Genomic DNA, 22,416 nt, shown 5'->3' on the forward strand with positions numbered 1-22,416 from the left:
GACAAGGAAGCACAAGAGATGAGCAAGCTGCGCGTGGCGGTCCTCGGCGCCAAGGGCCGGATCGGGGCCGAGGCGGTCAGGGCGGTCGAGGCCGCCGAGGACATGGAGCTGGTCGCCGCCCTCGGCCGCGGGGACGAGCTGGAGACGCTGGCGGAGACCGGCGCCCAGGTCGCGGTCGAGCTGACCACCCCCGACTCCGTCATGGACAACCTCGACTACTGCCTGCGCCACGGCATCCACGCCGTCGTCGGTACGACGGGCTGGACCGAGGAGCGCCTCGCGCGGCTGAACGGCTGGCTCGCCGAGTCCCCGGGCACCGGCGTGCTCATCGCGCCGAACTTCTCCATCGGCGCCGTGCTGACCATGAAGTTCGCGCAGATCGCCGCGCCGTACTTCGAGTCGGTCGAGGTCGTCGAGCTGCACCACCCGAACAAGGTGGACGCCCCGAGCGGTACGGCCACCCGCACCGCCCAGCTGATCGCCGAGGCCCGCCGGGCAGCCGGTACGGCGCCGGCGCCGGACGCCACCGCCACCGCCCTGGACGGCGCCCGCGGCGCCAGCGTCGACGGGATCCCCGTCCACGCCGTCCGGCTGCGCGGCCTCCTGGCCCACCAGGAGGTGCTGCTCGGCGGCGAGGGCGAGACCCTCACCATCCGCCACGACTCCCTGCACCACAGCAGCTTCATGCCGGGCATCCTGCTCGGCGCCCGCCGCGTGGTGACCACTCCGGGCCTGACCTTCGGCCTGGAGCACTTCCTGGACCTGAGCTGAGACAGCCCCTGCCATGCGCGCCAAGATCACTTACCTCGTCACCGCCGCCGTCCTGGTCTTCTACTTCGTCCTGGTCGGCAGCCGCGGCGTCATGCTCATACAGGCCGGCACGCTCCTGACCGTCACCTTCGGGGTCGCGGTCCTGATCCTGCCGGTCATCGGCCTGTGGTTCCTGTGGCAGAACACCCAGTTCGTCCGCAAGGCCAACGCCCTCGCCACCCAGCTCGACGCCGAGGGCGGCCTGCCCGTGGACGAGCTGCGGCGCACCCCGAGCGGTCACATCGACCGCGACTCCGCCGACGAGGTGTTCGCCAGGCGCAAGGCCGAGACGGAGGCGTCCCCCGACGACTGGCGCTGCTGGTTCCGGCTCGCCGTCGCCTACCACGACGCCCGCGACACCCCACGCGCCCGCAAGGCCATGCAACGGGCCATCGCCCTGCACGACGGCAAGCCCGCCCGGGCCTGAGCCGTACGGCGCGGACAGCGCGCGCACCGGACACACCAAAGGGGTCGGCCCGCAGCGGACCGGCCCCTTCGGCATGCCTGCGCAGGTCAGTCGCGCCCGTGCCCGCGGCCGCACTCCGCGGCCCACGCCTCGACCGCGTCCGCGGCCCGGTCGAAGGCGGCCGGGCGGCTCAGGAAGTCCAGTGTGTGCGTCGTCAGCAGCGGCGGCGTGTCCTCGGCCGGCCGGTCCCCCCGGACGAGGGTCAGCGCCTGCCCCTGCACCGTCCGGGGCAGCCCCAGCCAGCGCACCGGCTGCTGCGCCGTCCGCACCGAGACCACCCGCGACCACGGCACCGTACGCGTCACCAGGAACCCGACGCGGCGCAGCCCGCGCCCGCTCACCCAGACACCCATGCGCAGCATCCGCAGCGCGGCGGCGATCACCACGAGCGCCGTGACGAGGACCGCCACGGCGGAGGACACCGAGTCGGCCAGGGCGATGACGACCGCGGCGAACAGCACGAAGGAGGCGACCAGCAGCACCAGCGCGGCCACGCCCACCCGCCAGGGCCCGGGACGGTAGGGGCGCCGCCAGCGCTCCCGGTCGAGGTGGGGCAGCGCGCTCTCGTCGGCGGCCTCGAAGGTGCGGTCGGCCGTCAGGAAGGGCAGGGGCACGGCTGGTCCTCACTCGATCCTTGCGCGGGCTGTGCCCGGTGAGGCTATCCGGCCGGGTTCGCGCTCACCACCCTTGGACGGCTGTAAGAGTCAGCGCCCGTCGGCGGCCCGCGACTGCTGCACGGGGGTGTCGGACGGGGTCGACAGCGCCGGCATGCCGAGTATCAGCGAGCCCGCGAGCCCGGCGACGATGGTGAGGCCCAGCAGCCAGCGCCCGGCTATCTGCCCGGCGGACGCACGCCGGCGCGGCGGGGGAGCGACATTGCTGCGGAACCGGTCCGCCTCGGCCAGGAAGGCGAAGGGCACGGGCTCACGCCGACGGAACATGGGAGGTACCTCTCCTCTCGGGAGTGTCGTTTTCGGGTCGAACGAGCAGGTCTCACCCATACAGACGATCGAGTGACGGAAAAGGTGCCCATGTCCGAAAAAATCATCGGCGCGGTCACCGAACGGTCACTGTGCGGCACTGTCAGAGGCGCCCCGTACAGTGGGCGCGAACCTGAAGAAGTGATGGGAAGGACCCCCGTGACCACCCCCGAGTCGCTCACCCTGCGCAGTGACGTCACCGTCGAGCTCGTGAAGTCCAGCGCGTCGGATGCCGACGTCCTCTTCGCCGCCCGCGTCTCCACGCTCGGCGAGCAGTCCCTGGACGAGCTGAAGAAGGACCCGGAGCGCTCCAAGGGCCTGATCAACTACCTGATGCGCGACCGGCACGGCAGCCCGTTCGAGCACAACTCGATGACCTTCTTCATCAGCGCCCCGATCTTCGTCTTCCGCGAGTTCATGCGGCACCGCGTCGGCTGGTCGTACAACGAGGAGTCCGGCCGCTACCGCGAGCTGGAGCCCGTCTTCTACGTCCCCGGCACCGACCGCAAGCTGGTCCAGGAGGGCCGCCCCGGCAAGTACGTCTTCGTCGAGGGCACCCCGGCCCAGCACGACACGGTGAGCAGCACCCTCACCGAGAGCTACGAGCAGGCCTACGCGGCCTACCAGAAGCTCCTCGCCGAGGGCGTCGCCCGTGAGGTCGCCCGCGCGGTGCTCCCCGTCGGCCTGTTCTCCTCGATGTACGCCACCTGCAACGCCCGCTCCCTGATGCACTTCCTCGGTCTGCGCACCCAGCACGAGCTGGCCAAGGTGCCGTCCTTCCCGCAGCGGGAGATCGAGATGGTCGGCGAGAAGATGGAGGCGGAGTGGGCCGAGCTCATGCCGCTGACGTACGCCGCCTTCAACGGCAACGGCCGGGTCGCCCCGTAATCAGGGCCCGGAACGGATGTGCGCATCAGCCGGGCGAAGTGTCCGTATTGCGGCATTTAGAGAAGTTCATCTAGCCTGATCAAACGGACCCGGCACTGCTTGAACCCCCGAGCAGGCAGTGCCGGGCTCCATATTTGTCCTGACTTTCCCGGCCCCCCGAGGGCAGACCACGCATGGAGCACCGAGTAGCGTGTTACCCATGGCTCCGACCTCGACTCCGCAGACCCCCTTCGGGCGGGTCCTCACCGCCATGGTCACGCCCTTCACGGCGGACGGCGCACTCGACCTCGACGGCGCGCAGCGGCTCGCCGCCCACCTGGTGGACGCAGGCAACGACGGCCTGATCATCAACGGCACCACCGGCGAGTCCCCCACCACCACCGACGCGGAGAAAGCGGACCTGGTACGAGCCGTACTGGAGGCGGTCGGCGACCGAGCCCACGTCGTCGCCGGCGTCGGCACCAACGACACCCACCACAGCGTCGAGCTGGCCCGCGAGGCCGAGCGCGTCGGCGCCCACGGACTCCTGGTCGTCACGCCGTACTACAACAAGCCCCCGCAGGAGGGCCTGTACCGCCACTTCACGGCCGTCGCGGACGCCACCGGCCTGCCGGTCATGCTCTACGACATCCCCGGCCGCAGCGGCGTGCCGATCAACACCGAGACGCTCGTCCGGCTCGCCGAGCACCCCCGCATCGTCGCCAACAAGGACGCCAAGGGCGACCTCGGCCGCGCCAGCTGGGCCATCGCCCGGTCCGGCCTCGCCTGGTACTCCGGCGACGACATGCTGAACCTGCCCCTGCTCTCCGTGGGCGCGGTCGGCTTCGTCTCGGTCGTCGGCCACCTCGTCACCCCCGACCTGCGCGCCCTCGTCGACGCGTACACCTCGGGCGACGTCGTCAAGGCCACCGAGATCCACCAGAAGCTGCTCCCGGTCTACACCGGCATGTTCCGCACCCAGGGCGTCATGACCACCAAGGCCGCCCTGGCCCTCCAGGGACTGCCCGCCGGGCCGCTGCGCTCGCCCATGGTCGAGTGTTCGCCCGAGGAGATCGCCCAGCTCAAGATCGATCTTGCCGCCGGCGGGGTACAGCTCTGACAACAGACTTGGCACCACCCGAGCTTCACCACTGACTTCACAACTGAACAACAACAGAAGACGCAGGCCACCGGTGCCTGCACCCCACAACGACAACTGCTTCTGCACGAACGTCATGCGCGCCACGTGCCCGACCGGTACGTGGCGCGCATGTTTGAGGAGAGTCTTTTGAGTCATCCGCATCCTGAACTCGGCCCGCCCCCGCCGCTCCCCACGGGCGGCCTGCGCGTCACCCCGCTCGGCGGTCTCGGTGAGATCGGCCGGAACATGACGGTCTTCGAGTACGGCGGCCGCCTGCTGATCGTCGACTGCGGAGTGCTCTTTCCCGAGGAGGAGCAGCCCGGAATCGACCTGATCCTGCCGGACTTCACGTCCATCCGGGACCGTCTCGACGACATCGAGGGCATCGTCCTCACGCACGGCCACGAGGACCACATCGGCGGCGTCCCCTTCCTGCTTCGCGAGAAGCCGGACATCCCGCTGATCGGCTCCAAGCTGACCCTCGCCCTGATCGAGGCCAAGCTCCAGGAGCACCGGATCCGCCCGTACACCCTGGAGGTGGCGGAGGGGAACCGCGAGCGCGTCGGCCCCTTCGAGTGCGAGTTCATCGCCGTCAACCACTCCATCCCGGACGCCCTGGCCGTCGCCATCCGCACGCCCGCCGGCATGGCGGTGCACACCGGCGACTTCAAGATGGACCAGCTCCCGCTGGACAACCGTCTGACCGACCTGCACGCGTTCGCCAGGCTCAGCGAGGAGGGCATCGACCTCCTCCTCACCGACTCGACGAACGCCGAGGTCCCGGGCTTCACGCCGCACGAGCGGGACATCTCCAACGTCCTGCGCCAGGTGTTCGCGAGCGCCAGCAAGCGGATCATCGTGGCGAGCTTCGCCAGCCACGTCCACCGCATCCAGCAGATCCTCGACGCGGCCCACGAGTACGGCCGCCGGGTCGCCTTCGTCGGCCGTTCGATGGTCCGCAACATGGGCATCGCACGGGACCTCGGCTACCTGAAGGTGCCGCCGGGCCTGGTGGTCGACGTCAGGACGCTGGACGACCTCCCGGACCACGAGGTGGTCCTGGTCTGCACGGGTTCCCAGGGCGAGCCGATGGCAGCCCTGTCCCGCATGGCCAACCGGGACCACCAGATCCGCATCGTCGAGGGCGACACGGTGATCCTGGCGTCCTCCCTCATCCCCGGCAACGAGAACGCGGTCTACCGCGTCATCAACGGCCTGACCCGATGGGGCGCCAACGTCGTCCACAAGGGCAACGCCAAGGTGCACGTCTCCGGCCACGCCTCGGCGGGCGAGCTGCTGTACTTCTACAACATCTGCCGCCCCAGGAACCTGATGCCGGTACACGGCGAATGGCGCCATCTGCGGGCCAACGCCGAGCTGGGCGCTTTGACGGGCGTCCCGCACGACCGGATCGTCATCGCCGAGGACGGCGTGGTGGTCGACATGGTCGAGGGCAAGGCCAAGATCGTCGGCAAGGTCCAGGCGGGTTACGTCTACGTCGACGGCCTCTCCGTCGGCGACGTCGGCGAGCCGGCCCTCAAGGACCGCAAGATCCTCGGTGACGAGGGCATCATCTCGGTCTTCGTGGTCGTGGACGCCTCCACGGGCAAGATCACGGGCGGCCCGCACGTCCAGGCGCGCGGCTCCGGCATCGAGGACTCGGCCTTCGCCGCGGTCCTTCCGAAGATCACGGAGATCCTGGAGAGGTCCGCCCAGGACGGAGTGGTGGAGCCCCACCAGCTCCAGCAGCTCGTCCGACGCACCCTCGGCAAGTGGGTCTCGGACACGTATCGCCGCAGGCCGATGATCCTCCCGGTGGTCGTGGAGGTCTGACGGTCCGTCGGAAGCTTCACCCGAGCGGGGCGCCTCGATTTGCATCGAGGCGCCCCGCTCCAGTACGTTTACGGCTCCGCCAGCAAGGGAACCCGGCCGCCTCGTGCGCCGAGGACAACCCGGAGGGGCGGGAAAACCGACTCAGAACTTCTGATAAAGTCGGAACCGCCGGAAAGGGAAACGCGAAGCGAAAGCGGAGCGGGAACCTGGAAAGCACCGAGGAAATCGGATCGAGAAAAGATCTGATAGAGTCGGAAACACCGAAGGGAAGCCCGGAGGAAAGCCCGAGAGGGTGAGTACAAAGGAAGCGACCGTTCCTTGAGAACTCAACAGCGTGCCAAAAATCAACGCCAGATTAGTTGATACCCCGTCTCCGGTCATCACGACCGGGGCGAGGTTCCTTTGAAAAACACAGCGAGGACGCTGTGAACCGGGAGGACTATTCCTCCTCCTGGTTCCGCTCTCGTGGTGTTCGACCGGATTACCGGTAAACATTCACGGAGAGTTTGATCCTGGCTCAGGACGAACGCTGGCGGCGTGCTTAACACATGCAAGTCGAACGATGAAGCCCTTCGGGGTGGATTAGTGGCGAACGGGTGAGTAACACGTGGGCAATCTGCCCTTCACTCTGGGACAAGCCCTGGAAACGGGGTCTAATACCGGATATGACCGTCTTGGGCATCCTTGACGGTGTAAAGCTCCGGCGGTGAAGGATGAGCCCGCGGCCTATCAGCTTGTTGGTGAGGTAATGGCTCACCAAGGCGACGACGGGTAGCCGGCCTGAGAGGGCGACCGGCCACACTGGGACTGAGACACGGCCCAGACTCCTACGGGAGGCAGCAGTGGGGAATATTGCACAATGGGCGAAAGCCTGATGCAGCGACGCCGCGTGAGGGATGACGGCCTTCGGGTTGTAAACCTCTTTCAGCAGGGAAGAAGCGCAAGTGACGGTACCTGCAGAAGAAGCGCCGGCTAACTACGTGCCAGCAGCCGCGGTAATACGTAGGGCGCAAGCGTTGTCCGGAATTATTGGGCGTAAAGAGCTCGTAGGCGGCTTGTCACGTCGGGTGTGAAAGCCCGGGGCTTAACCCCGGGTCTGCATTCGATACGGGCTAGCTAGAGTGTGGTAGGGGAGATCGGAATTCCTGGTGTAGCGGTGAAATGCGCAGATATCAGGAGGAACACCGGTGGCGAAGGCGGATCTCTGGGCCATTACTGACGCTGAGGAGCGAAAGCGTGGGGAGCGAACAGGATTAGATACCCTGGTAGTCCACGCCGTAAACGGTGGGAACTAGGTGTTGGCGACATTCCACGTCGTCGGTGCCGCAGCTAACGCATTAAGTTCCCCGCCTGGGGAGTACGGCCGCAAGGCTAAAACTCAAAGGAATTGACGGGGGCCCGCACAAGCAGCGGAGCATGTGGCTTAATTCGACGCAACGCGAAGAACCTTACCAAGGCTTGACATACACCGGAAAGCATTAGAGATAGTGCCCCCCTTGTGGTCGGTGTACAGGTGGTGCATGGCTGTCGTCAGCTCGTGTCGTGAGATGTTGGGTTAAGTCCCGCAACGAGCGCAACCCTTGTTCTGTGTTGCCAGCATGCCCTTCGGGGTGATGGGGACTCACAGGAGACCGCCGGGGTCAACTCGGAGGAAGGTGGGGACGACGTCAAGTCATCATGCCCCTTATGTCTTGGGCTGCACACGTGCTACAATGGCCGGTACAATGAGCTGCGATACCGTGAGGTGGAGCGAATCTCAAAAAGCCGGTCTCAGTTCGGATTGGGGTCTGCAACTCGACCCCATGAAGTCGGAGTTGCTAGTAATCGCAGATCAGCATTGCTGCGGTGAATACGTTCCCGGGCCTTGTACACACCGCCCGTCACGTCACGAAAGTTGGTAACACCCGAAGCCGGTGGCCCAACCCCTTGTGGGAGGGAGTCGTCGAAGGTGGGACTAGCGATTGGGACGAAGTCGTAACAAGGTAGCCGTACCGGAAGGTGCGGCTGGATCACCTCCTTTCTAAGGAGCACTTCTTACCGGGCTCTGCTCGGTCAGAGGCCAGTACATCGGCGAGTGTCCGATGCTGGTTGCTCATGGGTGGAACGTTGATTATTCGGCACGGTCCAGGACGGACCAGGCGCTAGTACTGCTCTTCGGGGCGTGGAACGCTGATCTGGTCGGCTGGTCGTGCCGGGCACGCTGTTGGGTGTCTGAGGGAATGATCTGATCTTCTCCTCAGTCGCCGGCCCCAGTGCACTCGGACCTTATGGGTTCGGGGTGATGGGTGGCTGGTCGTTGTTTGAGAACTGCACAGTGGACGCGAGCATCTGTGGCCAAGTTTTTAAGGGCGCACGGTGGATGCCTTGGCACCAGGAACCGATGAAGGACGTGGGAGGCCGCGATAGTCCCCGGGGAGTCGTCAACCAGGCTTTGATCCGGGGGTTTCCGAATGGGGAAACCCGGCAGTCGTCATGGGCTGTCACCCGCTGCTGAACACATAGGCAGTGTGGAGGGAACGAGGGGAAGTGAAACATCTCAGTACCCTCAGGAAGAGAAAACAACCGTGATTCCGGGAGTAGTGGCGAGCGAAACCGGATGAGGCCAAACCTATGGCGTGTGAGACCCGGCAGGGGTTGCGTCGTGGGGGTTGTGGGATCTCTCTTTCACGGTCTGCCGGCCGTGAGACGAGTCAGAAACCGTTGATGTAGGCGAAGGACATGCGAAAGGTCCGGCGTAGAGGGTAAGACCCCCGTAGTCGAAACGTCAGCGGCTCGTTTGAGAGACACCCAAGTAGCACGGGGCCCGAGAAATCCCGTGTGAATCTGGCGGGACCACCCGCTAAGCCTAAATATTCCCTGGTGACCGATAGCGGATAGTACCGTGAGGGAATGGTGAAAAGTACCCCGGGAGGGGAGTGAAATAGTACCTGAAACCGTGTGCCTACAAGCCGTGGGAGCGTCGGAATGTGCTTGCACATTCTCGTGACTGCGTGCCTTTTGAAGAATGAGCCTGCGAGTTTGCGGTGTGTTGCGAGGTTAACCCGGGTGGGGAAGCCGTAGCGAAAGCGAGTCCGAACAGGGCGATTCAGTAGCACGCTCAAGACCCGAAGCGGAGTGATCTAGCCATGGGCAGGTTGAAGCGGAGGTAAGACTTCGTGGAGGACCGAACCCACCAGGGTTGAAAACCTGGGGGATGACCTGTGGTTAGGGGTGAAAGGCCAATCAAACTCCGTGATAGCTGGTTCTCCCCGAAATGCATTTAGGTGCAGCGTCGTGTGTTTCTTGCCGGAGGTAGAGCACTGGATAGGCGATGGGCCCTACCGGGTTACTGACCTTAGCCAAACTCCGAATGCCGGTAAGTGAGAGCGCGGCAGTGAGACTGTGGGGGATAAGCTCCATGGTCGAGAGGGAAACAGCCCAGAGCATCGACTAAGGCCCCTAAGCGTACGCTAAGTGGGAAAGGATGTGGAGTCGCACAGACAACCAGGAGGTTGGCTTAGAAGCAGCCACCCTTGAAAGAGTGCGTAATAGCTCACTGGTCTAGTGATTCCGCGCCGACAATGTAGCGGGGCTCAAGCGTACCGCCGAAGTCGTGTCATTCACACAATAGGGCCAACGCCTGTGTGGATGGGTAGGGGAGCGTCGTCTGCCGGGTGAAGCGGCACTGGAAGGTAGTCGTGGACGGTTGACGAGTGAGAATGCAGGCATGAGTAGCGATACAAACGTGAGAAACGTTTGCGCCGATTGACTAAGGGTTCCTGGGTCAAGCTGATCTGCCCAGGGTAAGTCGGGACCTAAGGCGAGGCCGACAGGCGTAGTCGATGGATAACCGGTTGATATTCCGGTACCCGCTGTGAAGCGTCAAACATCGAGCATCGTGATGCTAAGGCCGTGAAGCCGTTCCGGACCCTTCGGGGAATGGAAAGTGGTGGAGCCGCCGGACCAAGCGGTTAGTAGGTGAGTGATGGGGTGACGCAGGAAGGTAGTCCATCCCGGGCGGTGGTTGTCCCGGGGTAAGGGTGTAGCCCGAGTGGTAGGCAAATCCGCCACTCATGCAGGGTGAGACCTGATGCCGAGCCGATTGTGGTGAAGTGGATGATCCTATGCTGTCGAGAAAAGCCTCTAGCGAGTTTCATGGCGGCCCGTACCCTAAACCGACTCAGGTGGTCAGGTAGAGAATACCGAGGCGTTCGGGTGAACTATGGTTAAGGAACTCGGCAAAATGCCCCCGTAACTTCGGGAGAAGGGGGGCCACGTCTGGTGACGGCACTTGCTGCCAGAGCTGGGGGTGGCCGCAGAGACCAGCGAGAAGCGACTGTTTACTAAAAACACAGGTCCGTGCGAAGCCGTAAGGCGATGTATACGGACTGACGCCTGCCCGGTGCTGGAACGTTAAGGGGACCGGTTAGCTCCATTTCGGTGGGGCGAAGCTGAGAACTTAAGCGCCAGTAAACGGCGGTGGTAACTATAACCATCCTAAGGTAGCGAAATTCCTTGTCGGGTAAGTTCCGACCTGCACGAATGGCGTAACGACTTCTCGACTGTCTCAACCATAGGCCCGGTGAAATTGCACTACGAGTAAAGATGCTCGTTTCGCGCAGCAGGACGGAAAGACCCCGGGACCTTTACTACAGTTTGATATTGGTGTTCGGTTCGGCTTGTGTAGGATAGCTGGGAGACTTTGAAGCGGGCACGCCAGTGTTCGTGGAGTCGTCGTTGAAATACCAGTCTGGTCGTGCTGGATGTCTAACCTGGGTCCGTGATCCGGATCAGGGACAGTGTCTGATGGGTAGTTTAACTGGGGCGGTTGCCTCCTAAAGAGTAACGGAGGCGCCCAAAGGTTCCCTCAGCCTGGTTGGCAATCAGGTGTTGAGTGTAAGTGCACAAGGGAGCTTGACTGTGAGACCGACGGGTCGAGCAGGGACGAAAGTCGGGACTAGTGATCCGGCGGTGGCTTGTGGAAGCGCCGTCGCTCAACGGATAAAAGGTACCCCGGGGATAACAGGCTGATCTTCCCCAAGAGTCCATATCGACGGGATGGTTTGGCACCTCGATGTCGGCTCGTCGCATCCTGGGGCTGGAGTCGGTCCCAAGGGTTGGGCTGTTCGCCCATTAAAGCGGTACGCGAGCTGGGTTTAGAACGTCGTGAGACAGTTCGGTCCCTATCCGCTGTGCGCGTAGGAGTCTTGAGAAGGGCTGTCCCTAGTACGAGAGGACCGGGACGGACGAACCTCTGGTGTGCCAGTTGTTCTGCCAAGGGCATGGCTGGTTGGCTACGTTCGGGAGGGATAACCGCTGAAAGCATCTAAGCGGGAAGCCTGCTTCGAGATGAGGACTCCCACCCACTTGATGGGGTAAGGCTCCCAGTAGACGACTGGGTTGATAGGCCGGATCTGGAAGCACCGTGAGGTGTGGAGGTGACCGGTACTAATAGGCCGAGGGCTTGTCCTCAGTTGCTCGCGTCCACTGTGTTGGTTCTGAAACCACGAACAGCCCCGCCGAACAGGCGGTCCGGTTGTCAGTTTCATAGTGTTTCGGTGGTCATAGCGTGAGGGAAACGCCCGGTTACATTCCGAACCCGGAAGCTAAGCCTCACAGCGCCGATGGTACTGCAGGGGGGACCCTGTGGGAGAGTAGGACGCCGCCGAACAATTCTTCCAAAAAGGTCGGATCCTGAACTTCGGTTCGGGGTCCGACCTTTTTACGTTCTGCTTAACGTGTCGTTCACCCTGCGCGCCGAACATCCAGCACATGGGAACTGCTGCAATGCTCAGGGCCGCGGGTGTCGGAGTCGGTGACGAGGTCGTCGTACCGGCCTTCGGGAACGTCGAAGTCGCCGAGGCCGTGACCCTGGCCGGCGCGCTCCCGGTGTTCGCCGACATAGACCCGTTGACGTACTGCATCGATCCCGGTGCCGTCGAGGCGGCCGTAACTTCGCGTACTGCGGCGGTCGTTGCCGTGCATCGCTTCGGACGGCGGGCCGACATCGGGCGGTTGCACGCGCTGGGGCAGCGGCAGGGCCTGCTCATGCTGGAGCAGGGCGAGTCCGAGGCGCCGCACGACGAGATAGCGCAGCGTCGGCAGCGGGCCGCCTACCTGGACGCCAAGCTCAAGGGCGTACGGACGCCGGACGGGGGCGACGGGCACACGTATCAGCAGTACGTGGTGCGGGTGCCGGGGAACGGCCGTCCGGACCGGGACGCCTTCGCACGAGCCCTGCGGGCCAAGGGAGTTGAGTGCCGGGTGCCCGTGAAGACACCGGTGCACCGGTTGCCGGAGTTCCGGCGGTGCGTGTCGCTGCCCGAGACCGAGCTCGCGGCCGACGAGACGCTCGCGCTGCCCGTCGACGCCACGCTCACCAAGCGGGAGATGCAGCGCATCGTTTCGGCGTGCAACGCGCTCGGAGGTCTGCTCCAGCCCGCCTTCTGAACGGCTCCCGAACGAATTTGGGAACCCGGGCCGGTTCGGGGTACAGTTTCTTCGTCGCCGCGAGGGAAACCTCGAAAACGACAGGCCCCTATAGCTCAGTCGGCAGAGCGTCTCCATGGTAAGGAGAAGGTCAACGGTTCGATTCCGTTTGGGGGCTCCAGCAGAAAAGGGCTCCACCCTCTCGGGTGGGGCCCTTTTTTATACCCACAAGGCCTTGAGACCTCAAGGCCTCATGCCTCCTTGTGGATTCCCGGGACCCGCATCGCCAGAATCGCCATGTCGTCCGACGGAGCGTCGGACGCGAAGCGTTCCACGGCGCGCATGATGCGGGCCGCGACTGCTCCGGCCGTCAGGCCCGTGCACGTGGTGAGGACGTCGGCGAGGCCGTCGTCGCCCAGCATGCGCGTGCCCTCGCGGCGTTCGGTGACGCCGTCCGTGACGCAGAGCAGCACGTCGCCCGGATCGAGGGTGACGGTCTCCTCGTACAGCTCCAGGTCCTCGATGACGCCGAGCAGCGGCTGGGGTTCGGCTGCCGCGACCACCGTGCCGTCCTGACGCAGGCGCAGTGGGAGCGGGTGGCCGGCGCAGACCACCTTCAGCTCCGCGCTGCCGTCCTCCTGAAGGCGCATCTCGCCGTAGAGGAGGGTCAGGAAGCGGCTGCGGTCGCCCTCGTCGAGGATGGCCGAGTTCAGGCGCTCCAGGACCGCGGGGCCGGAGAGGCCTTCGCGCGCGAGCAGGCGCAGGGCGTGCCGGGCGAGGCCGGTGACCGCAGCGGCGTTGGGGCCCGTACCGCAGACGTCGCCGATGGCGAAGCCGTAGGCGCCGTTGCCGATCGGGAAGAGGTCGTAGAAGTCACCGCCGACCTCGTTGCCCTCGCCGGCCGCGCGGTAGATGACCTCCACCTCGACGCCGTCGATGTGCGGGGTGCCGGGCGGCAGGAGGCTGCGCTGGAGGGCCTGGCTGATGGCCGTGCGCTCCGAGTACAGGCGGGCGTTGTCGAGAGCGAGTGCGGCCCGGCGGGACAGGTCCTCGGCCAGTTCCAGGATTTCCTGGCGGAAGTGTTCGTCGGTGGGCTTGCCGAGGACGAGCATGCCGATGACGCGGTTGCGCGCGACGAGCGGCAGGACGACCGTCTCGCCGCCGACCGCGGAGGCGGTGGCCAGGGTCGGGCCGATGCTGGAGGAGATCCGGTGGGTGGGGCTGCCGGACAGGCCGAGGGTGCGCATGGAGGTGCGCAGGGCCGCTTGGTGGGCCACCTCGGCGGGGACCGTCCACACGCGGGCGCCGGGGGTCGGCACCGGGTCGGGCGGGGCGATCTTCGAGAGCAATGACTTGATGCCGTCGATGAGTTCCTCGTCCTCGTGCAGGACGTAGGACAGATAGGGGTCCGAGGCCTGGTCGGCGATCGTGTAGACGGCGCACCAGGTGGCCAGGGTCGGGACCGTCATCTGGGCCATGAGGGCCAGCGTCTGGTCGCGGTCGAGCGTGCCGGCCAGCAGGTCGGAGGCTTCGACGAGGAAGCTGAGGGAGCCGCGGCGCAGGCGTTCCAGTTCGCCGAGGCGGGCCGACTCGACGGCCAGGGCGATGCGGTCGGCGGCGAACTGGAGGCGCAGCGCCTCCTCGTTGGAGTATCTGCCGGCTCCCTCGGCGGCGACGCCGAGGGAGCCGGTGAGGCGGCCTTCGACCTTCAGCGGGACCGTGACGACCGAGCGCATGCCGGTGCCGGACAGGAGGGGTACGGCGCCGGGTACGGCCGTCAGGTCGTCGTGGACGGCGGGCATGCGCGCGGAGCCGTAGCGTCCGGGGCCGGCCTCGACGGGCACGCGCGCGAAGCGCTGGCGGGCGGAGGGCAGGCCGGTGGAGGCGCGGACCTCCAGCTCGGTCTCGTCGTCGGTGGCCAGCAGCAGGAAGGCGGAGTCGCCGTCGAGCATGTCACGCGCGCGTTCCACCGTGCGCTGGAGCAGACCGTCGAGGTCGTCCGGGGCGGGGGAGCCGATGAACACCTCGAAGGGGTCGGCGTTCGGGCCGTCGGAGGGCTGATTCTGGTCGCTTGCCGGGACGCGCAGCGGCGTCTGGAGGACGGCGCGCTCGTGGTCCCGTACCAGGAGGCACACGGTGGAGGGCTCGCCGCCGGTGTCGCGGACCCGGAGGTGTGAGGCGTAGACCGGGGCCACGCGGCCGTCGGCGCCGCGGATGCCGTAACTGCCCTCCCAGCGGGAGAGCTGGAGGGCCTCGGCGACGCCGGTGCTGGTGCCCGGAGTGTGCGGCCAGGCCGCGAGTTCGGTGAGGGGCCTGCCGATGACCTCGGACGCGGGGTAGCCGAAGAGTTCCTCGGCGTCCTCGTTCCAGGCGGTGAGGGAGCCTTTTCGGTCGACCTGGAGGACGGCGACGCGGACCCGGCCGTCGGCCAGCGGCAGCAGCTCGGCGGGCAGGGACGGCCCGGCGGAGCGGGTGCCGACCGGGCGCTGGGGGAGATTGAGCTGGAACCAGACGTTCTTGTGGGTGGGGGTGTAGTCCACGCCCCAGCGGGCGGCCAGGGCCGCGCAGAGCTGGAGGCCACGGCCGCCCTCGCGGTCGGGGCTGCCCATCGTGGCGGCGGCGCTCTGAAGGGGGACCTCGCGCTCGGGGTAGTGGTCGGAGACCTCGATGCGCGCGCCGTCGTCGGTGCGCAGGCACAGGACGTCCGCGTGTGTGCCCGCGTGGACGACCGCGTTGGTCACCAGTTCGCTGGTGAGGACGACGGCGTCGTCGACGATGTCGGCGAAGCCCCAGCCCTGGAGCGTGTCGCGGACGAAGGACCGGGCGGTCGCGACGGACCGCCCGACGGGCTCGAACGTGGCGGCCGCACGCGCGGTGATCACAGAACTCCTCGGCCGGTTGTCGACGTGCAGGGCAGCATGGCCGGCCGGCTCGCTTCGCTGCTGGGGCAGCAGCTCGCCCGTCGGCTGTGGCTCCGGGGGCTGTCCCCCGGGGATGACTCCGGTGGTCATGGTCTGCGGCCGCCCCTCCGATGCCCCTCGTGCTCGTGCCACCGCCCAGGCCGGTCGGACCGGTGCGGCTGGACAGCCGGATGCAAGGTTACTTACCTTCGCCGTCCGTGCGGATGCCGGTCGCCGGTGTTTACCCCCCACGGTGTGCGGGCGATGTGCGAAGCTGCCGAACTGTTATGGCCTGGTTCGGCCCGGGTGAAACACTGGGCAAGCTTCTGATGAAGGTCGGGTCGGGCTGCGTGTGTTCCGTGTACGGCGGGCAGCAGCCTCTGGTGCGGCCGGATCTCGTCTGGCAGAAATACGCAGCAGTAATGGGTACGCGGAAGTATCCGGTATGCCGATGACCGGCGACCGGTGCCGAAGCGGCAGAGCACGGCAGTAGCGGTCTACCCCTCCGGGAGGGACACAGTGGAGTCTGGCGCGGCGACGCGTGGCACGAAGACGCGCGCGAAAGGCGGACCGTCCCTGGGCAGGAGCGGCGGCACCACCGCCGTGGACACGGCTGCCCTGAACCGGCTGCTGGCGGCTCTCGTATCGATGCGTGACGGAAACTTCCGCAAACGGCTCACCGTGTCCGGTGACGGCGTGATGTCGGAGATCGCCGCCGTCTTCAACGAGGTGGCCGACCGGAACATGCATCTGACCGGGGAGCTGTCCCGGGTACGGCGCATGGTGGGGCGTGAGGGAAAACTCACGGAGCGGCTGGAGACGGGGGCGTGCGAGGGCTCGTGGGCGACCGCCATCGACGCCTCCAACGCGCTGGTCGACGATCTCGTCTGGCCGGTGTCGGAGGTCAGCCGGGTGCTGACGGCGGTCGCCGAGGGTGATCTGTCGCCGCGGATGGAGCTGCGCACGCAGGCGCCGGACGACGGTGCCGGGCATCCGCTGCGCGGCGAGTTCCTGAAGGTCGGCCGTACCGTCAACAACCTGGTGGACCAGCTGTCGACGTTCACCGACGAGGTCACGCGCGTGGCCAGCGAGGTCGGCACCGAGGGCAAGCTCGGCGGGCAGGCCCGGGTGCGCGGGATGTCGGGTTCGTGGAAGGACCTGACGGAGTCCGTCAACACGATGGCCGACCGGCTGACGGCGCAGGTGCGAGACATCGCGCTGGTGACCACGGCGGTCGCCAAGGGTGATCTGTCACGCAAGGTGACCGTCCACGTGGCCGGCGAGATGCTGGAGCTGAAGAACACCGTCAACACGATGGTGGACCAGCTGTCGGCCTTCTCCTCCGAGGTCACGCGCGTGGCCCGGGAGGTGGGCACCGAGGGCATCCTGGGCGGCCGGGCGCAGGTGCCAGAGGTGGCCGGTGTGTGGAAGGAGCTGACCGACTCCGTCAACACGATGGCGGGCAACCTGACCGCGCAGGTGCGGGGGATCTCGCAGGTCACGACAGCTGTCGCGAACGGTGATCTGTCGCAGAAGGTGACGGTTCCGGCGCGTGGTGAGGTCGCGCAGCTGGCCGAGACGATCAACCAGATGACCGAGACGCTGCGCATCTTCGCGGACGAGGTCACGCGCGTGGCGAACGAGGTCGGCGCAGAGGGGCGGCTCGGCGGTCAGGCGAACGTGCCGGGCGCGGCCGGGACCTGGAAGGACCTGACGGACTCGGTCAACACGGTCTTCCGGAACCTGACGACTCAGGTGCGGGACATCGCCGCCGTGACGACCGCCGTGGCCAGTGGTGATCTGTCACAGAAGGTCACGGTGGACGTGGCCGGCGAGATGCTGGAGCTGAAGAACACCGTCAACGGGATGGTGGACCAGCTGTCGGCGTTCGGTGCCGAAGTGACCCGTGTCGCACGGGAGATCGGTGTCGAGGGTGAACTGGGCGGTCAGGCACAGGTGCCCGGTGCCGCCGGTGCATGGAAAGACTTGACGGACTCCGTCAACACTGCATTCCGCAACCTCACCGGCCAGGTGCGCAACATCGCCCAGGTGACCACGGCGGTGGCGAACGGCGACCTCTCGCAGAAGGTCACCGTCGACGTCTCCGGCGAGATGCTCCAGTTGAAGAACACCGTGAACACGATGGTGGACCAGCTGTCGAGCTTCGCCGACCAGGTCACGCGGATGGCCAGGGACGTGGGCACGGAGGGCCGGCTGGGCGGTCAGGCCCGGGTGGACGGCGTGTCGGGCACGTGGAAGGAGTTGACGGACTCCGTCAACTTCATGGCCGGCAACCTGACCTCGCAGGTACGGCAGATCGCCCAGGTGACGACGGCGGTGGCGCGGGGTGACCTGTCGCAGAAGATCGACGTCGACGCGCGCGGTGAGATCCTTGAGCTGAAGAACACGATCAACACGATGGTTGATCAGCTGTCCGCCTTCGCCGACCAGGTCACCCGGGTGGCCCGGGACGTGGGTACCGAGGGGCGCCTCGGCGGCCAGGCGCAGGTGCCCGGTGTGGCCGGTGTGTGGCGGGACCTGACGGACTCCGTGAACGGCATGGCCGGCAACCTGACGGCCCAGGTGCGCAACATCGCGCAGGTCGCCACGGCGGTGGCCCGCGGTGACCTCTCCCAGAAGATCACCGTGGACGCGCGCGGGGAGATCCTGGAGCTGAAGAACACCCTGAACACGATGGTCGACCAGCTGTCGTCGTTCGCGGAGGAGGTCACCCGGGTGGCCCGTGAGGTGGGCACGGAGGGCATCCTCGGCGGTCAGGCCGAGGTGCAGGGCGTCTCCGGCACCTGGAAGGACCTCACGCAGTCCGTGAACTTCATGGCGAACAACCTGACGATCCAGGTGCGCAACATCGCCGAGGTCACGACGGGGGTGGCCAAGGGCGACCTGTCCAAGAAGATCACTGTTGACGCCAAGGGTGAGATTCTTGAGCTGGTCACGACGGTCAACACGATGGTTGATCAACTGTCCAGCTTCGCCGAGCAGGTGACCCGGGTGGCCCGTGAGGTGGGCACCGAGGGCATCCTGGGCGGTCAGGCGCACGTGCCGGGCGTCACCGGCATCTGGAAGGACCTGAGCAACAACGTCAACCTGATGGCCAACAACCTGACCATGCAGGTGCGCAACATCTCGCAGGTGTCCGCGGCCGTCGCCAACGGCGACCTGACGCGGCAGGTGACGATCGAGGCGCGCGGTGAGGTGGCGCAGCTCGCCGACACCATCAACACCATGGTGAAGACCCTGAGTTCGTTCGCCGACCAGGTCACCAAGGTGGCCCGCGAGGTGGGTACGGACGGCATCCTGGGCGGCCAGGCCCACGTCCCGGGTGTGGCCGGCACCTGGAAGGACCTCACCGAGTCCGTGAACCAGATGGCGTCCAACCTGACCGGCCAGGTGCGCAACATCGCCATGGTCACCACGGCCATCGCCAAGGGTGACCTGACCAAGAAGATCGACATTGACGCCCGCGGCGAGATCCTTGAGCTGAAGACGACGATCAACACGATGGTTGATCAGCTCTCAAGCTTCGCCGAGGAGGTCACGCGCGTGGCGCGTGAGGTGGGCACCGAGGGGCAGCTGGGCGGCCAGGCACGCGTGCGTGACGTCGACGGCACCTGGCGGGACCTGACCGAGTCGGTGAACGAGATGGCCGGGAACCTGACCCGGCAGGTGCGGGCCATCGCGCGCGTGGCGACCGCGGTGACCCGCGGCGACCTGAACCTGAAGATCGACGTGGACGCGTCCGGCGAGATCCAGGAACTCCAGGACTACATCAACAAGATGATCGCCAACCTGCGCGACACCACGATCGCCAACAAGGAGCAGGACTGGCTCAAGGGCAACCTGGCCCGGATCTCCGCCCTCATGCAGGGCCGCCGCGACCTGGAGGACGTCGCGTCGCTGATCATGAGCGAGCTGACGCCGGTGGTGTCCGCGCAGCACGGCGCGTTCTTCCTCGCGATGCCGATGGTCGAGGGCAAGGCCGTGGGCAACGGCGAGGACAACTACGAGCTGCGGATGCTGGGTTCGTACGGCTACTCGATGGGGTCGATGCCGACGTCGTTCCGGCCTGGCGAGGCGCTGGTCGGCACGGCCGCCGAGGAGAAGCGCACGATCCTGGTGTCGGACGCGCCGAGCGGCTATCTGAAGATCTCCTCCGGGCTCGGCGAGGCCCCGCCCGCGCAGGTGATCGTGTTGCCGGTGCTGTTCGAGGGCAAGGTGCTCGGCATCATCGAGCTGGCCTCCTTCACGCCGTTCACGCAGATCCAGAAGGACTTCCTCAACCAGATCGCCGAGATGATCGCGACGAGCGTCAACACCATCTCGGTCAACACCAAGACAGAGCTGCTGCTGAAGCAGTCGCAGGAGCTGACCGAGCAATTGCGCGAGCGGTCGGCCGAGTTGGAGAACCGGCAGAAGGCGCTGCAGGCCTCCAACGCCGAACTGGAAGAGAAGGCCGAGCTGCTGGCCCGGCAGAACCGCGACATCGAGGTGAAGAACACCGAGATCGAGGAGGCCCGCCAGGTCCTGGAGGAGCGCGCCGAGCAGCTCGCGGTGTCGATGCGCTACAAGAGCGAGTTCCTCGCCAACATGTCGCACGAGCTGCGCACCCCGCTCAACTCGCTGCTGATCCTGGCCAAGCTGCTCGCCGACAACGCCGAGGGCAACCTCTCGCCGAAGCAGGTCGAGTTCGCCGAGACCATCCACGGCGCCGGTTCGGACCTGCTCCAGCTCATCAACGACATCCTCGACCTGTCGAAGGTCGAGGCGGGCAAGATGGACGTGTCGCCGACGCGTATCGCGCTCGTGCAGCTCGTGGACTACGTGGAGGCCACCTTCCGCCCGCTGACCGCGGAGAAGGGCCTGGACCTGTCCGTACGGGTCTCCCCGGAGCTGCCCGCGACCCTGCACACCGACGAGCAGCGGCTGCTTCAAGTGCTGCGCAACCTGCTGTCGAACGCGGTGAAGTTCACCGACTCGGGTTCGGTGGAGCTGGTGATCCGGCCGGCCGGCGCGGACGTGCCGGTGGGCATCCGGGAGCAGTTGCTGGAGGCCGGTGCGCTGACCGATCCGGAGGCGCCGCTGATCGCGTTCTCGGTGACGGACACGGGGATCGGTATCGCGGCCAGCAAGATGCGGGTGATCTTCGAGGCGTTCAAGCAGGCGGACGGCACGACCAGCCGCAAGTACGGCGGCACCGGCCTGGGCCTGTCGATCTCGCGGGAGATCGCGCAGCTGCTCGGCGGTGAGATCCACGCGCAGAGCGAGCCGGGCCGCGGCTCGACGTTCACCCTGTACCTGCCGCTGCACCCGAGCGAACTGCCGCCGCAGGGCTACCAGCAGTCCGTGCCCCCGCTGGGGGCGGGCGAGCTGCTGGCCTCGGAGGCGAAGCCGTCCTCGGAGCTGTCCGCGGTGGAGATCGAGACGCCGGCCGAGGTGAAGTCGTACCGCGAGACCCAGAACGGCCCCGCGGCGCTCTTCCGGCGCCGGCGGCGCGCCCTGCCACAGGGTGAGCTGCGGGCGGAGCGCTGGTCGGCCCTCGAACACGAGGGCACGGCGCACCCCGCGCACGTGGTGCGGTTCGGCGGCGAGAAGGTACTGATCGTCGACGACGACATCCGCAACGTGTTCGCGCTGACCAGCGTGCTGGAGCAGCACGGTCTCTCGGTGCTGTACGCCGAGAACGGCCGCGAGGGCATCGAGGTGCTGGAGCAGCACGACGACGTGGCGGTCGTGCTGATGGACATCATGATGCCGGAGATGGACGGGTATGCGACGACCACGGCGATCCGCAGGATGCCGCAGTTCGCCGGCCTGCCGATCATCGCGCTGACGGCGAAGGCCATGAAGGGCGACCGGGAGAAGGCGATCGAGTCGGGTGCCTCGGACTACGTGACCAAGCCGGTCGACCCGGACCACCTGCTGGCCGTGATGCAGCAGTGGATGGGCGCGAGGTGACGCTCGGACGCGAGGTGACGCGAAAAGAGGTTCTCCGGGATGTGAACACCCGGGGAACCTCTGGCGGGCGTCGGGAGTTGCCCCTGTGGGGTGGCTGCGAAGGTAGGGCCCGACAGGGCTGTGCGCGTATGGGAATGCCGGATTCCGGGAACCATCCGGGCCTCCGAGGCGTTTCCGCTACGTGCACAGTGACATCGCGGTGACAGGGTGTGGCGACGGGCGGGGTGCGGCTACGATGACCGGCACAAGGACGGGCGGCGATAGGGAGTCGTCCCCTGGGGCGGCGCCCGGTGTACCGCCGGGGCGAGGAGGGCGGGCCATGGTGCAGAAGGCCAAGATCCTCCTGGTCGATGACCGGCCGGAGAATCTGCTGGCGCTGGAGGCGATCCTCTCGGCGCTCGATCAGACGCTGGTGCGGGCATCGTCCGGGGAGGAAGCGCTCAAGGCACTGCTCACGGACGATTTCGCGGTCATTCTGCTGGACGTCCAGATGCCTGGCATGGACGGTTTCGAGACGGCCGCACACATCAAGCGGCGGGAGCGGACGCGGGACATCCCGATCATCTTCCTCACGGCGATCAACCACGGCCCGCACCACACCTTCCGGGGCTACGCGGCAGGCGCGGTGGACTACATCTCCAAGCCGTTCGACCCGTGGGTGCTGCGCGCCAAGGTCTCGGTATTCGTCGAGCTGTACATGAAGAACTGCCAGCTGCGCGAACAGGCGGCGCTGCTGCGGCTCCAGTTGGAGGGCGGCGGCAAGGGCGCGGTCGGCGGCGGCAAGGAGTCGGCCGGGCTGCTCGCGGAGCTGTCGGCGCGGCTCGCGGCCGTCGAGGAGCAGGCCGAGGCGCTGTCCAAGCAGCTGGACGACGACTCGGCGGACGCAGCCGCGGTGGCCACGGCGGCCCATCTGGAGCGCAAACTCACCGGGTTGCGCCGTGCACTCGACGCCCTGGAACCGGGCGCTGGGGCCGGCGGTCCGTCGGTGCCGGCGCAGAACTGACGTGATCCCGGGCGCCGGTTGCCCATGAGCAC

11 protein-coding genes, 1 tRNA gene and 3 rRNA genes are annotated in these 22,416 nt (G+C 66.5%); 12 read left to right on the forward strand and 3 right to left on the reverse strand.

Annotated elements, in window-relative coordinates:
* Nucleotides 1-18: 18 nt before the first annotated feature.
* A complete protein-coding gene (gene dapB / locus AC4OXY_RS34105) occupies nucleotides 19-771 on the forward strand; it encodes a 4-hydroxy-tetrahydrodipicolinate reductase (protein WP_356024307.1) in 753 nt (250 codons plus the stop codon).
* Nucleotides 772-784: 13 nt separating this feature from the next.
* Entirely contained in the window at nucleotides 785-1,237 is a 453-nt protein-coding gene (locus tag AC4OXY_RS34110) for a tetratricopeptide repeat protein (protein ID WP_362823889.1), read from the forward strand.
* Between the two features lie 86 nt (nucleotides 1,238-1,323).
* On the opposite strand, the gene AC4OXY_RS34115 is transcribed toward AC4OXY_RS34110, so the two are convergent.
* Complete coding sequence (locus AC4OXY_RS34115) at nucleotides 1,324-1,890, reverse strand: SCO5741 family PH domain-containing membrane protein (protein ID WP_356024302.1); 567 nt, start codon at nucleotides 1,888-1,890, stop codon at nucleotides 1,324-1,326.
* Nucleotides 1,891-1,980: 90 nt separating this feature from the next.
* A complete protein-coding gene (locus AC4OXY_RS34120; protein WP_356024300.1) occupies nucleotides 1,981-2,217 on the reverse strand; it encodes a hypothetical protein in 237 nt (78 codons plus the stop codon).
* A gap of 183 nt (nucleotides 2,218-2,400) precedes the next feature.
* Between AC4OXY_RS34120 and thyX the strand changes: the two genes are divergently transcribed.
* From thyX to AC4OXY_RS34160, 8 genes are all read left to right on the forward strand, one after another.
* Nucleotides 2,401-3,144 (forward strand): FAD-dependent thymidylate synthase, encoded by a 744-nt coding sequence (gene thyX / locus AC4OXY_RS34125; protein ID WP_362823890.1) that lies wholly within the window; start codon nucleotides 2,401-2,403, stop codon nucleotides 3,142-3,144.
* 199 nt (nucleotides 3,145-3,343) lie between these two features.
* Nucleotides 3,344-4,243 carry a 4-hydroxy-tetrahydrodipicolinate synthase gene (gene dapA, locus AC4OXY_RS34130; RefSeq protein WP_356024295.1) on the forward strand — a complete coding sequence of 300 codons (900 nt, stop codon included), beginning with the start codon at nucleotides 3,344-3,346 and terminating at the stop codon, nucleotides 4,241-4,243.
* Between the two features lie 168 nt (nucleotides 4,244-4,411).
* Nucleotides 4,412-6,097 carry a ribonuclease J gene (locus tag AC4OXY_RS34135; protein ID WP_491991584.1) on the forward strand — a complete coding sequence of 562 codons (1,686 nt, stop codon included), beginning with the start codon at nucleotides 4,412-4,414 and terminating at the stop codon, nucleotides 6,095-6,097.
* A gap of 494 nt (nucleotides 6,098-6,591) precedes the next feature.
* A 16S ribosomal RNA gene (locus AC4OXY_RS34140) occupies nucleotides 6,592-8,117 on the forward strand.
* A 312-nt stretch (nucleotides 8,118-8,429) separates the two neighbouring features.
* Nucleotides 8,430-11,548, forward strand: a 23S ribosomal RNA gene (locus AC4OXY_RS34145).
* Nucleotides 11,549-11,630: 82 nt separating this feature from the next.
* A 5S ribosomal RNA gene (gene rrf / locus AC4OXY_RS34150) occupies nucleotides 11,631-11,747 on the forward strand.
* Together the 16S, 23S and 5S rRNA genes form the textbook arrangement of a ribosomal RNA operon.
* A 116-nt stretch (nucleotides 11,748-11,863) precedes the next feature.
* The gene (locus tag AC4OXY_RS34155) at nucleotides 11,864-12,526 is read left to right on the forward strand and encodes a DegT/DnrJ/EryC1/StrS family aminotransferase (RefSeq protein WP_358658226.1); all 663 of its coding nucleotides are present in this window, start codon (nucleotides 11,864-11,866) and stop codon (nucleotides 12,524-12,526) included.
* Nucleotides 12,527-12,610: 84 nt separating this feature from the next.
* Nucleotides 12,611-12,686, forward strand: a tRNA-Thr gene (locus AC4OXY_RS34160).
* Between the two features lie 70 nt (nucleotides 12,687-12,756).
* On the opposite strand, the gene AC4OXY_RS34165 is transcribed toward AC4OXY_RS34160, so the two are convergent.
* Complete coding sequence (locus tag AC4OXY_RS34165) at nucleotides 12,757-15,516, reverse strand: SpoIIE family protein phosphatase (protein WP_356033552.1); 2,760 nt, start codon at nucleotides 15,514-15,516, stop codon at nucleotides 12,757-12,759.
* 408 nt (nucleotides 15,517-15,924) lie between these two features.
* On the opposite strand from AC4OXY_RS34165, the gene AC4OXY_RS34170 reads away from it, so the two are divergent.
* Nucleotides 15,925-21,381 (forward strand): HAMP domain-containing protein, encoded by a 5,457-nt coding sequence (locus AC4OXY_RS34170; protein WP_362822885.1) that lies wholly within the window; start codon nucleotides 15,925-15,927, stop codon nucleotides 21,379-21,381.
* A 319-nt stretch (nucleotides 21,382-21,700) separates the two neighbouring features.
* Nucleotides 21,701-22,384 carry a response regulator gene (locus AC4OXY_RS34175; RefSeq protein ID WP_356033557.1) on the forward strand — a complete coding sequence of 228 codons (684 nt, stop codon included), beginning with the start codon at nucleotides 21,701-21,703 and terminating at the stop codon, nucleotides 22,382-22,384.
* Nucleotides 22,385-22,416 lie beyond the last annotated feature (32 nt).

It is taken from the genome of Streptomyces sp. HUAS MG56, from assembly GCF_058673395.1.

Excerpts from the sequence above, each read along its gene's own strand:
- AC4OXY_RS34120 (WP_356024300.1), bottom strand. The coding sequence starts at position 2,217 with ATGTTCCGTCGGCGTGAGCCCGTGCCCTTCGCCTTCCTGGCCGAGGCG.
- dapB (WP_356024307.1), top strand. The coding sequence starts at position 19 with ATGAGCAAGCTGCGCGTGGCGGTCCTCGGCGCCAAGGGCCGGATCGGG.
- AC4OXY_RS34155 (WP_358658226.1), top strand. The coding sequence starts at position 11,864 with ATGCTCAGGGCCGCGGGTGTCGGAGTCGGTGACGAGGTCGTCGTACCG.
- thyX (WP_362823890.1), top strand. The coding sequence starts at position 2,401 with ATGGGAAGGACCCCCGTGACCACCCCCGAGTCGCTCACCCTGCGCAGT.
- AC4OXY_RS34175 (WP_356033557.1), top strand. The coding sequence starts at position 21,701 with ATGGTGCAGAAGGCCAAGATCCTCCTGGTCGATGACCGGCCGGAGAAT.
- AC4OXY_RS34165 (WP_356033552.1), bottom strand. The coding sequence starts at position 15,516 with ATGACCACCGGAGTCATCCCCGGGGGACAGCCCCCGGAGCCACAGCCG.
- AC4OXY_RS34110 (WP_362823889.1), top strand. The coding sequence starts at position 785 with ATGCGCGCCAAGATCACTTACCTCGTCACCGCCGCCGTCCTGGTCTTC.
- dapA (WP_356024295.1), top strand. The coding sequence starts at position 3,344 with ATGGCTCCGACCTCGACTCCGCAGACCCCCTTCGGGCGGGTCCTCACC.